Annotated in this window: 13 protein-coding genes; 9 read left to right on the top strand and 4 right to left on the bottom strand. The window is 54.1% G+C overall.

Annotated features, from left to right (window positions below; translation table 11 throughout):
- Nucleotides 1-436: 436 nt before the first annotated feature.
- The 3 genes from PQG83_RS06440 to PQG83_RS06430 all read right to left on the bottom strand — a co-directional run bounded on the left by PQG83_RS06440 (nt 437) and on the right by PQG83_RS06430 (nt 2,652).
- The gene (locus PQG83_RS06440) at nt 437-1,090 is read right to left on the bottom strand and encodes a hypothetical protein (protein ID WP_312747961.1); all 654 of its coding nucleotides are present in this window, start codon (nt 1,088-1,090) and stop codon (nt 437-439) included.
- Between the two features lie 109 nt (nt 1,091-1,199).
- Nucleotides 1,200-1,478 carry a peptidylprolyl isomerase gene (locus PQG83_RS06435; RefSeq protein WP_312747960.1) on the bottom strand — a complete coding sequence of 93 codons (279 nt, stop codon included), beginning with the start codon at nt 1,476-1,478 and terminating at the stop codon, nt 1,200-1,202.
- A gap of 139 nt (nt 1,479-1,617) precedes the next feature.
- Complete coding sequence (locus tag PQG83_RS06430; RefSeq protein WP_312747958.1) at nt 1,618-2,652, bottom strand: Kelch repeat-containing protein; 1,035 nt, start codon at nt 2,650-2,652, stop codon at nt 1,618-1,620.
- A gap of 19 nt (nt 2,653-2,671) precedes the next feature.
- Between PQG83_RS06430 and PQG83_RS06425 the strand changes: the two genes are divergently transcribed.
- The 8 genes from PQG83_RS06425 (at nt 2,672) to PQG83_RS06390 (ending at nt 8,611) form a co-directional block, all read left to right on the top strand.
- Nucleotides 2,672-2,896 carry a hypothetical protein gene (locus tag PQG83_RS06425; protein WP_312747956.1) on the top strand — a complete coding sequence of 75 codons (225 nt, stop codon included), beginning with the start codon at nt 2,672-2,674 and terminating at the stop codon, nt 2,894-2,896.
- Between the two features lie 271 nt (nt 2,897-3,167).
- Nucleotides 3,168-3,584, top strand: a complete 417-nt coding sequence (locus PQG83_RS06420) for a BON domain-containing protein (protein WP_312747955.1) — start codon at nt 3,168-3,170, stop codon at nt 3,582-3,584.
- 34 nt (nt 3,585-3,618) lie between these two features.
- Entirely contained in the window at nt 3,619-4,140 is a 522-nt protein-coding gene (locus PQG83_RS06415) for a hypothetical protein (RefSeq protein WP_312747953.1), read from the top strand.
- Nucleotides 4,141-5,313: 1,173 nt separating this feature from the next.
- Entirely contained in the window at nt 5,314-6,024 is a 711-nt protein-coding gene (locus PQG83_RS06410; RefSeq protein WP_312747951.1) for an Lcl C-terminal domain-containing protein, read from the top strand.
- Between the two features lie 556 nt (nt 6,025-6,580).
- The gene (locus tag PQG83_RS06405; protein ID WP_312747949.1) at nt 6,581-6,823 is read left to right on the top strand and encodes a DUF433 domain-containing protein; all 243 of its coding nucleotides are present in this window, start codon (nt 6,581-6,583) and stop codon (nt 6,821-6,823) included.
- An 8-nt stretch (nt 6,824-6,831) separates the two neighbouring features.
- Complete coding sequence (locus PQG83_RS06400; RefSeq protein ID WP_312747947.1) at nt 6,832-7,194, top strand: DUF5615 family PIN-like protein; 363 nt, start codon at nt 6,832-6,834, stop codon at nt 7,192-7,194.
- Nucleotides 7,195-7,837: 643 nt separating this feature from the next.
- Complete coding sequence (locus PQG83_RS06395) at nt 7,838-8,239, top strand: hypothetical protein (RefSeq protein WP_312747945.1); 402 nt, start codon at nt 7,838-7,840, stop codon at nt 8,237-8,239.
- A gap of 87 nt (nt 8,240-8,326) precedes the next feature.
- Complete coding sequence (locus PQG83_RS06390) at nt 8,327-8,611, top strand: PepSY domain-containing protein (protein ID WP_312747943.1); 285 nt, start codon at nt 8,327-8,329, stop codon at nt 8,609-8,611.
- Nucleotides 8,612-9,132: 521 nt separating this feature from the next.
- Here the strand turns inward: PQG83_RS06390 and PQG83_RS06385 are convergent.
- A complete protein-coding gene (locus PQG83_RS06385) occupies nt 9,133-9,288 on the bottom strand; it encodes a hypothetical protein (RefSeq protein WP_312747941.1) in 156 nt (51 codons plus the stop codon).
- Nucleotides 9,289-10,402: 1,114 nt separating this feature from the next.
- Between PQG83_RS06385 and PQG83_RS06380 the strand changes: the two genes are divergently transcribed.
- The gene (locus tag PQG83_RS06380) at nt 10,403-11,248 is read left to right on the top strand and encodes a sterol desaturase family protein (protein WP_312747939.1); all 846 of its coding nucleotides are present in this window, start codon (nt 10,403-10,405) and stop codon (nt 11,246-11,248) included.
- Nucleotides 11,249-11,859: the final 611 nt, after the last annotated feature.

Genomic DNA, 11,859 nt, shown 5'->3' with positions numbered 1-11,859 from the left:
GGCAATATGCCCTTGGAAATTGGTTTTATTCAACACTCCCCTAAAGGAAACTCAAGATTCATGCGAGCGCAGCGGATGACTCTCTCGCTACTGAGAGAACGAATGATAAACCCCCGGAATGAAAGAAAAAGAATGAAACAAAAGGAACGCCGATGGAAAACGGTCTAGGTGTTGAGTGGTCGATGACGTATCCAATCAGATACGACCCTGTATCCAATCAGACACGTGATCCTGTCATTCGTTGAAGGAACGGACTCTCTGCATTTTCATAGGAAGAACGTTGGTGATCATTCCACAATTCGCCGGGTGATCTCATCCGGTATGTATACATTCAAGAAGCATGTATTGGGGATGTCATCGTCGACCAGATACGCAGACACGTCAAACCCTTATCGACATTCGCAAGGCGCAGGCTTGACCGTCGCATCCCCGCTGGTCACTCCATCGTCCCGACGGCTTTACAACGAAGCCGCACGCCGGCAAAACCGCCATCGCCCCAGGTGGCCTCGATGCCAATGGCAATTTGGTTGCTCGGGCAGGACACCTTCTCGCGCCAGCGTTCACAGTTTGGACGCCTGAACTTGTCACTGAGGCTGGCTTCGAAGAGGGTTCCATTTTGGCCCACACGCACAGCCCAGATCTCCGCCCCCTTAATCTTGTCGTCTTTCTTTTTCTTGTCCGTGGTGCAGACCTGGATGGACTGAATAACATGATCGGCCTTGTTGAATTTAATCGTCTGTTTGTCGTGAACATTTTTACCCGTGCACGGCGGCCTGGTGGATTTGTTCGACGTGGTTTCTGCGGTATGGCGTCCATTTAAACTCGTGCGCAGTGTGCCGATATAGCACGCCTCGTCGCTCCGCTCATAAAAGACGAGGCCGCCGAGTGCCCACTGATTTGCGGACGTCGTCGCAAAAGCATCGGGTGCGAGAGTTTTGACATCGAGTGTGCTTGTTCCGCCGGGAGCCGAGCCGGACAACGGACTTTTACTGACCGGCCCAATGACGATGGCCTCGGCCCATGCGTGGACCGGTGCCAGGCCGGAAACGACAATCGCCATGATCACTTGCGCACAAAGTCTCTGTTTCATTTCGCCTCCTTGCTGGGAATGATCCGCGAACATGTACGGCAAAGAAATTCTCAAGACATCTGTTCGAAATGATCGTTGAGGATCGCAGAAAAGGTCTCAGTCAGAAAGGCTATTCCTTCTGACCCGTTTTTTTAATGATGTGGTACCCGAATTGGGTTTTGACGACCGGACTCAGACTGCCATGTCCCAGGCGTTTGACCGCATCTTCAAAGGCTTTCACCATTTTGCCGGGACCAAACCACCCCAGATCACCACTTTTGGAACCGCTGGGACAGGTTGAAAACTCCTTCGCCAGATCGGCAAACTTGGCTCCGGTTTTCAGACGTTTCCTCAGGTCATCGGCCAATCCCTTTTCCTTCACGAGTATATGACTGGCTCTCCACTCCATACGTTCTCCTTTCAAACCCTTCTTCGCAATCCGTTAAACAGAGGCACTTCGCGTTTTATCGGCAAATTATATGATGCGCTGGGAAAAAATGTCATCTCGAATTTCATGACGGCCAGCCCACAGCTGTTTGGGATCCACCTCATGGCTTGGGGAGCGGAGAGGTGACGGATTGCGGCGGAGTAAACACCTCGTTCACATCACTAAAAGAGCCTCCCGGCGTCGGCCCGCCACTAATGACGTAAATGCGGTCATTCACTACCGCTGACCCGAGGCCGTGGCGTCCCGTCGGCATGGGTGCCATGGTCTGCCAGGCGTCACGCGCCGGATCATACGCCTCGTTTTCACGGAATGTTCCTTCTTCATTTTCGCCGCCGAACACATACATCCGATTACTCACACTGGACGCGGTGATACCACTGCGGGCAGTCGGAAGATCTGCCACTCGCGACCAGCGGTCGGTGAGAGGATCGTAGACTTCCGTGACAGCGAGATTCTGTTCATAGTCGCCGTTCAGGCGTCCGCCGATGGCGTAAATGTTCCCCGACACGGTTGCGGTCGCAAGATGATCGCGAGGGGTCGGCAGCGGCGCTCGCACCGTCCAGGCATTGCGCTCCGGATCGAAGGCTTCGACTGCCGCGCTATTGGCCTCCCGGTCGTAGCCGCCGATGGCATAGAGCTTCCCGTCGTGCTGTGCCACCGACAAGGCCCCGCGAGGGGTCGGCATCGGTGCGCGCTCGGCCCAGGTGTCGTTGGCTGGATTGTAGACATAGACGGTGGCAACGGGATGCCAGATGCTGAGTCCCGATTGCCTGTAGCCACCAATGACAAACAGTTTGCCGTCTGCCACTCCGATACCCACATGGTGCAGGCCCACCGGCATTGGCGCTCTGGACGTCCATCGGTCGGTGGTGGGATTATATTCCTGGAGGGATGGCGTAATCCCGAGATTCATGATATTGCCGAAGGCGGGTTGCTCAAACCCGCCTACGACGTAAATTTTGCCGTTCAAGGTCGCGGCGGCCACCTCAGTCCGCATCGTTGGTGCAGGCTTGGCCGTCTGCCATACCCCCTGATCCGCCTCCGTCTGCATTGATTGAGCAGATACTGGCGGCACGATGAGACAGAGCGCAATGAAGAACGGAAGAAACATCAGGATAGGGCTAACCAAAGGCACAGGGCGGAGGATCGACGGGATGACCTGGTGTCGCATGGCTGGAAGTATAGCAATCGAGGAATGGAAAATCTTCAATATGCGTGATGACCACGGTGAGCCGACCCAAAAAAGCCGGACTCATCGACTCCTACAAGGACGTCGCGATGAATGGCCAACCGCGATAGAAAGCCATTCCGCTCTACAGGTCACAGTGGATAGAGACACAGATATAGGGGACCGCAACGAGATAGGGATGGCTGAATAATACTAATTTCCAAGGGCATATTGACTCCTGAACTTCCCATCCGGAAAGAGCATTCAATGTCGGTGCTTTCTTCCCCCATGGATCATCTTTCGTGCTTCTATAACCGGCTATTTTCCTGCCGCCAACATGGTGACATTTTGGAAGAGGTCGGGTAATCTAGGCCCATGGTGAGAGGGCAAATGAGGAAAATGAGCAATTTGTCCATCAACGGGATCGGACCCGGTTGACCAACTTTTAATGTCCACTCTCTGCACCTCATGACGGAATGATTTTGAAGCACCTAACAGGTTGTCTGATAGTGCTGGGCTGTCTGTCTCTGGCAGGGATTTTGGAAACCTCCTCCGTTTCTGGTCAAAGACTCCCGGCCGCTTTCGAAGTCGCGTCCGCCGAAGTTGAAAATTCTCAACAAAACCTGCGGGACAGTGAGGGCACCACACTGACTCCCTTCGACCAGTCCAAGGGGAGTGAGGAGGATGTGGAAATGACCCGTCGTATTCGACAGTCACTGATGGCCGATAAGACCCTATCCCTGAACGCCCATAATATTAAGATCGTGACCCTGAATGGAAAAGCCACGTTACGGGGACCGGTGGAGACGCATGATGAGCGAAGGCGGATTTTGAACATGGCCACGTTAGTTGTCGGTCTGAACAATGTCATCAACCTGCTAGAAGTTGTAAAAGAATAACTACCCTCGTTATCCCCCGGAAAAGGAGTGCCAGATGGCTAAAGCCGTTTTTTGTATTGCGACAACTTTTTTGCAGGCCGAGCAAATCGTCGACAATCTCAAGGTTGCGGGTTTCTCCAGTAACGATATCTCGGTGCTCTTTCCGGACACCCATGGGGCCAAAGATTTAGCGCATGAAAAGCACTCGAAGGCTCCGGAGGGAGCCGTCACCGGAGCCGGAGCGGGTGGGGTGTTGGGTGGAGCCCTTGGCTGGCTGGTGGGTATCGGGGCCTTGGCACTTCCCGGCATTGGTCCGTTTGTGGCTGCCGGCCCGATTATGGCCGCGCTGGGCGGTGCGGCAGTTGGAGCTACGGTGGGAGGCCTGACCGGCGGACTGGTCGGCATGGGCATCCCGGAGTATGAAGCCAAGCTTTATGAAGGAAAGATTAAAGAAGGCAAAATCCTGATCTCGGTACATTCAGAAAATACCGATACGACGGACCGCGCCAGAACAATCTTCAAAAATGAGGGTGCCGAGGATATTGCCACCTCGGATGAGGCCTCGGTCAAATCCTAAAAAAGGGTCCCAGGTCCACCTCCAAAAGTGGGCCTGGGTCGTCTCGAAGAGCGAAACCGTTGTGTTTGGTTCTTTTCTCCAAAGAACGAAAGAACATGACCTCGGCTGCCAGGCCGAAACCCCGCATCGTTCTTCCTCTCACTGTCCTTCCTGCACTTCTCCCACTTGCATGGGAATCGCATAAAGGTTCCTCTCCTACTTTGTCCGACGCCTGCCGGCTGGCCCAAGGAGGGACGCTCTTTGCATTTAGCGGCCCTTGTCTGAGCCCCGCGAGTTGGGCCGCTCTCCAAAGAGTTCGCGTCCCTCCTCTTCAATAAAGCCAGACGGGGCGTCAATGGTTTTGGGTCCTTTTGCCGAAACAAAAGGACCTCGTCGTCCGGGGCCGAAACCCCGGAGGCTCGGAAAAGAAAAAGAGGCATCAGGCAAAACCTTGGCTGCCGGGCCGAACCCCGGCATCTATTAAACATTCCCATCTTCCGACAATGTTCACCAGACATGCCATGCACCAGCTGCAGGTCGGCCAATCGGGACATCGCAACAAACACCAGTTAGCCTTTTGATCTGACGCCTGCCGGCTGGTCCTAAGGAGGGGCGCTCTTTGCATCTGGCGGCCCTTGTTTGAGCCCGGCGAGTTGGGCCGCTCTCCAAAGAGTTCGCGTCCCTCCTCTTCAATAAAGCCAGACGGGGCGTCAATGGTTTTGGGTCCTTTTGCCGAAACAAAAGGACCTCGTCGTCCGGGGCCGAAACCCCGGAAGACCTCAAAAAGGAAAAGAGGCTCCACGCAAGCGCTCGGCTCCCGGGCCGAAACCCGTCATGGATACTTGCGAAAAATCCGGATCACAAAAATTCTCTCCATTGATCGATATCAACCAACGTCAACAAAGAAAGTCACTCCTCATCTCACACACTCATCCAACCTCTCTACCCATCAGAGTACGACACTCCCTTCTTGTGACCCTTTATTCCAAAGCAAAAAGTTTCAGACTGTCCGGTTCTCTCCTCGGTCTGGCTGCTCGCCACATTTCAGTGTTATTGTTATTGCGTGCCGGTTGTACCAGATAGTATTCGTACGGCTCCTCCAGTATATTATAGAAGCCTATATGGCGTTCCCGTTCGCTACCAGTGGGACGCATGAGCAGGGTTGCCGGTATACGGAATTCATGGAGGTACGGAATGTCTGCTCGACGAGCAATCATTGCGGGTGTAGGGGTGGGGGCGATGCTGGCGATGTGTCTGGCGCTATCAGGGGTGACCTGGGCCAAACAGCCACAACCAGAGAACACCCCCAACCAACCGATTACTGACATGCACGCGCACCTTGAGATGGTGAACGACATCATGTCTACGACCTCCGACACCGGCGCGATCGGTCCGTGTGGTGTTTCAAAGATGGGGGGACAGACATTCTCCGGTGCAGACCGGTTTGTCCCTGTCCTGTATGGCGTTGCCTATTGTGACCGGGAAACGGGCGTCGTGTGGGAAACCTCCCCGGCCGTGACCTTCTTTAACTGGGCCGGGGCCATCAGCCATTGCACCACCCGCGAGGTGGGAGGACGAAAAGGCTGGGCACTGCCAATGCGTGAACAACTATCGAGTCTCATGGATATCAATTCGATCCTGTGCGTAGGCGGGGGACTCTGTTTGCCGGATGGGCATCCGTTTCAAAACGTGCAGTCGGCCAACTATTGGTCGGCGTCGACAACCGGCGGGACTCCCACGTTCGCCTGGCTCGTGAATTATTTCCTGGGCGGGGTGTTCGTCATCAAGTTAGAGGGCAAGGGGCTCGCGTGGTGTGTGCGCGACGGCCAAAGCACCGACGGACAAGGGTTGGCCGCCCTTGCGGAGCCCCACCAAAACCATGAAGTGCTTGAGGTCATGTGGTGAGTGGGCTTGAAAAGAAAAGCGGATAGAGCCTCTCTTCTTCCCATAACAAATCTTTCCAATTTTTAGTCAGGTCTGCACTCCTCCCTCTTTCGTGGTCATCAATAAAAGGTTCCTCTCCTACTTTATCCGACGCCTGCCGGCTGGTCCTAAGGAGGGACGCTCTACGCATCTGGCGGACCTTGTTTGAGCCTTGCGAGTTGGGCCGCTCTTCAAAAAGTTCGCGTCCCTCCACTTCAATGAGACCAGACGGGGCGTCAATGGTTTTGGGTCCTTTTCCCGAAAGAAAAGGACCTCGTCGTCCGGGGTCGAAACCCCGGCATCCAAAAACTTTCCCACCATGCTGACATTGTTGATCAGACATCCGACGCCGGGGCCGAAACCCCGGAAATAACACACTCCCTCTTCACCCTCAATCTTGCAACCCGGATTCATGGCTACAATTAAAGGCGGGAGCCTGGGATGGAAGGAATTGGATTGGTGACTTCTCATAGGGTCGTGGCTATACTTTTAATCTCACGCATCCTATTGCCGAAAGATTAGGTTAAGGAGAAGCATCATGCCCGCCATTAATTGGCGAGACTACATTGTGTCCGATCCAGCAATTTTGGGTGGAAAACCAGCTCTCAAGGGAACCCGTCTGTCTGTGGAGTTCGTGCTTGATTTGCTGGCGGCTGGATGGGACCAAACTGCGTTATGTGACAATTACCCCAACCTGACTGAGGATCGCCTTCGTGCTGTGCTGGCGTATGCTGCGGAAATCTTCCGGGAGGAACGGTTCTATTTGCTGCCGCCGACCTGAACGTCCGCATGAGTGAACGGTATCTTGCCGACGAAAATTTTCCTGCTTCAATCGTCAAATTACTTCGAACGCACGGCCACGACGTCCTGTATGCAGCGGAGTCACTGATAGCGGCTTCCGATGAGGAGGTGTTGCGCGAAGCCGTAACTCAATCTCGTGTGTTGCTGACTTTCGATCGTGATTTTGGCGAACTGGTGTTGTCGGCAACAGCCTGCTCCCGGCATAGTCTTGTTTCGTCCGGGCGGACAATCCCCAGTAGAGCAGATCTCGTTTTGATCAGACATCCGACGTCTGCCAGCTGGCCCAACGGAGGGACGCTCTTCGCATCTGGCGGACCTTGTTTGAGCCCGGCGAGTTGGGCCGCTCTTTAAAAAGTTCGCGTCCCTCCACTTCAGAGAGACCAGACGGGGCGTCAATGGGTTTGGCCACTTTGACCGAAACCAAAGTGGCTCGGCTGCCGGGCCGAACCCCGGCATCCAAAAAATTTCCCACCATGCTGACATTGTTGATCAGACATCCGACGCCTGTCGGCTGGCCCAAGGAGGGGCACCCTTCGCATTTGGCAGACCCGTAGACGGGACGTGGATGGTTTTAGGTCCATTTGTCAAAACAAAAAGGACCTCGTTGTCCGGAGGCGGAACCCTCGGGCATCCATCAAACCTTTTCAATCATGTCCGGTATTGGTGGTCGGCCATTCATCTTTTCTCCCTCATTGAGAGGCAAAATTAAAAAATGCACATACATAAAAATCTTCAATCAGTAGAGAAAAAATGAAGGCAGTGGACCTAGGCGCTTTAGAGTTCTTCCGATATGGGCAAGACCATAAGAAAATAAGATTTTTCCGGCAGGTTTGGTGAAGAAAACCCTTTGAACAAAAGGTCAGCGACCACCCCGTTTTTATACATTGGTCGAATGGAAAGTGACCTGCTATAGATGTGAGGAAAAGGTGGACCTATCATTTATTCGTTAAGGCACCTTTCCAGGAAGATGACTCCGGGAATTGGGAGAAAAAATATGGCAACCGCAAACGGTGGACGAGAACAGGTGAAGTTCACAGGACTGATAGCATGCGGCAAATGGAGACATTATTCCCGGATTATCATAGTGGTCGTGGTCCTCATTGGGACTGCGGTTCCTTTCAGTTTTGGAAGCAATGGGTCGACTGCCTCTGAAGCATCCAACAACGTGACAGAATCGGCTATGGACCGGGAAATGGCCGAACTGGTCAAGGTCTATCGGACGTGTCTTCAAAAGTATGAGGACACTCCCATAAAAGCTAAAGAGAACTGCGGCCTGTATAAAGATGCTATTCGCGAATTTTCCCCGACAAACCTCCGGAACATTGTGACTGAGTTGCTGGATGGTTTGCGGGAGAATTGCGAGAAAGGAGGGAATGAAGTGAACAAGGATTCGTAGCGGGTTCTCTCGCCGCGTGAGAAAGAGAAGCGAAAGGATTTCACATACATCTTGCATTTTTATTTTAATCATTTAGGAGGAATGGGTATGAAAAAGACAATTATGGCAGTCGGGTTAGTGGGCCTTTTCATGGTGACGGGTGTTCCTGCGTGGGCACTGTTCGAATCGGATCGGACCCTCACCAAGGAAGCCACGGTGAGTATGGTCGAGGCCATTCAGGCTGCTCAGAAGGCGCATTCCGGTAAACCCGTGGAAGTCAGCATGGGAAAAGAGGACGACCGCGTCATTTATAAAATTGAGATGGTGGATGCCGATGAAAGCCATGAAGTGTATGTAGACGCCAAGACCGGAAAGGTCAAAACTGACGAATAGGCTTGTAGTACGGGATAGCGAACCCGGCGCGATGGCCCATTGTGAGTTTTGAATTCAGGATGGGCGCATACCCGGCAGTTCCTGAGATCAGGTTCGGGTCTGGATAGGTGAAGTCACTGCTGACTTCACCTTCCACGGCCGGACCATGTGGCTTAAGCAGGTCACGGATTCGAATTACATTCATGAATCCCTCGGGGGAGAGGGCGTGCCTGTCGTTTTAGCAGGGGTGAACGAGAGCAGTGTGGCTGCCAGACGGGGCGTCAATGGTTTTGGCCACTTTGACCGAAACCAGAGTGGCTTGTCGTCGCGGGCCGAAACCCCGGCATCCAAATTCCTTTTCATCTTTCCGACAATATTAATCAAACTTCTATGGCACCAGCTGTAAGTCGACCTCCTGGGACATCGCGCGAAACACCAAGCAGATTATTGATCCGACGCCTGCCGGCTGGCCCAAGGAGGGACGCTCTTCGCATCTGGTGGCCCTTGTTTGAGCCTTGCGAGTTGGGCCGCTCTTCTCCGGATTAGCGTCCCTCCTCTTCAATGAGGCCAGACGGGGCGGCAATGGTTTTGGGTCCTTTTGCCGAAACAAAAGGACCTCGGCTGCCGGGCCGAACCCCGGCTTCTTTCTTCCCTTCACTGTCCTTCCTGCGCTTCTTCCATTTGCGTGGGAATTCCATAAAGGTTCCTCTCCTACTTTGTCCGACGCCTTCCGGCTGGTCCTAAGGAGGGACGCTCTTTGCATCTGGCGGACCTTGTTTGAGCCCGGCGAGTTGGGCCGCTCTTCAAAAAGTTCGCGTCCCTTCATTTCAATGAGACCAGGCGGGGCGTCAATGGTTTTGGGTCCTTTTGCCGAAACAAAAGGACCTCGTCGTCCGGGGCCGAAACTCCGGAAGACCTCAAAAGGAAGAGACGCATCACGCAAGCACCCGGCTGCCGGGCCGAACCCCGGCTTCTTTCTTCCCTTCCCTTCACTGTCCTTCCTGCACTTCTCCCGCTTGCATGGGAATCCCATAAAGGTTCCTCTCCTACTTTGTCCGACGCCTGCCGGCTGGCCCAAGGAGGGACGCTCTTTGCATCTGGCGGCCCTTGTTTGAGCCCGGCGAGTTGGGCCGCTCTTCAAAAAGTTCGCGTCCCTCCACTTCAATGAGACCAGACGGGGCGTCACTGGTTTTGGCCACTTTTGCCGAAACAAAAGGACCTCGTCGTTCGGGGGCGAAACCCCGGGATCTCAAAACTTTCCCAGCTTTCGGATAATAATAATCAGACTTCCCACGCACCACCTGCAGGTCAGTCACTCGGGCCGCCGCACCAATCAGCATGCAGACAGTGAATCCGACGCCTGCCGGCTGGTCCTAAGGAGGGACGCTCTTCGCATCTGGCGGCCCTTGTTTGAGCCTTGCGAGTTGGGCCGCTCTTCAAAGAGTTCGCGTCCCTCCACTTCAATAAGGCCAGACGGGGCGTCAATGGTTTTGGGTCCTTTTGCCGAAACAAAAGGACCTCGTCGTCCGGGGTCGAAACCCCGGAAGACCTCAAAAAGGAAAAGACGCCCCACGCAAACACTCGGCTGCCGGGCCGAACCCCGGCAAAAAAATCTTAGATCATTCATCAAATGTTTAAGCGAACATCCATCCTTTCCTTCTTCCTCTCATCCTGCCCCTCTCCTACATGACCCCACTTACATGAATACGCATTCCTGTATCCTGCCCCGTCGGCTGTAGAAGGATTCCCGCTTTTTTTCTTTGTCCGGTATGCACAGGTGGGGTAGAGTGGGAAAAACCCTGAACAGATTCTATGAACTCCGACATCATCATTCGCCTCAGCGCGTTTATCGGCATCTTCGCCATCATGGCCGTGTGGGAATGGCTGTCACCCCGTCGTGCATGGTCCGCGTCCCGGTCCACCCGCTGGGGAATCAACCTGGCCATGGGCGTTGGGAACACGGTGTTCATCCGCATGCTCACGGCATCAGGAGCGGTGGGCGCAGCGGTCCTGGCCGCGCAGGGGGAAGTGGGGTTCTTTAATCAAGTGGATTGGCCCTGGTGGGGGGAATTCACCCTGGTCGTCATCCTGTTAGATCTGGTCGTCTATTTTCAACATGTGCTTATGCATGCGGTGCCGCTGCTCTGGCGTCTGCACATGGTGCATCACACCGATGTAGATTTTGACGTCACCACCGGCGTGCGGTTTCATCCACTTGAAATCCTTCTTTCCATGGTCATCAAAATTAGCGCGGTGCTCTTACTCGGCGCCTCACCCGGCGCGGTGGTCGCCTTTGAAGTCCTGCTCAATGCCACCTCCATGTTTAATCATAGCAATGTGCGCATTCCCTGGACGGTGGATCGTCTGCTCAGATGGTTTCTCGTGACGCCGGATATGCATCGCATCCATCATTCGGTGATCCCATGGGAAACCAATCGGAACTTCGGATTTAACCTGCCGTGGTGGGATCGGTTGCTCGGCACCTACTGGCGTGACCCCATCCAGGGCCATAAACGGATGGAGATTGGCCTGGAGGAATACCGGGACGCAACTCAGCTCACCTGGTGGCGGCTCATGGCCTTACCCTTCTTGGGAAAACCGGGAAAGTATCCCACCTGGCAGACAGATGAGGCAGAGGTCACGCCTCGCCACGACTGACGGCAAGCGTTCCCGTCACCTGGGCCCTCCCTCCGGTAAACCCGTTTTGAGTCGGTCCACAACCTCAATCTCAGAAAGGCATCGCGTGCGTCTGGATCGTGTGGAGATGCTGGTTCATCCGTGTCGAAGGAAACATGCATTTGTAGGCACTACTGCTTCAAAAGGTCATAGCGTCTCTTGCAATTGTCCAAACGAAACAGGCCTAATAAGAGAGAGAGGCCGGTTCGTCACATACGCCATGGTGTCATAAAACCCGTGGCGTGACCCTCCCCCTGGCAGTTCCTCTGCCCCGGTCGTAAACCCGGATAAGGGGCAACTTCATGAAACCGGACCAAACCCAAAACATTACACAGCAACTTTCAACACCGATGCCGGTGCATCGATTAAGGCTGTCTCACTTAGCACAATTAGCCAACCTTCAATAGCTCACCAGGAGAAATCATATGTCACATGCCAAAACTGCAACGAATTGCCCCAGGAGAAACGGAGGTACGCACCGACACACGACGCGACGATTCAATCGAAAATATCCAGTCTGGCTTGTGGGCCTGGGCCTTTGTTCCGTGATGGTTACCATCGGCGGAATTTCGGCGGCCCAAGCTTCTGAATCA

Source organism: Candidatus Nitrospira neomarina, assembly GCF_032051675.1.
Lineage (GTDB): Bacteria > Nitrospirota > Nitrospiria > Nitrospirales > UBA8639 > Nitrospira_E > Nitrospira_E neomarina.
Note: the sequence above shows the minus strand (reverse complement) of the source record. Positions and strands in the feature narration are given on the sequence as shown.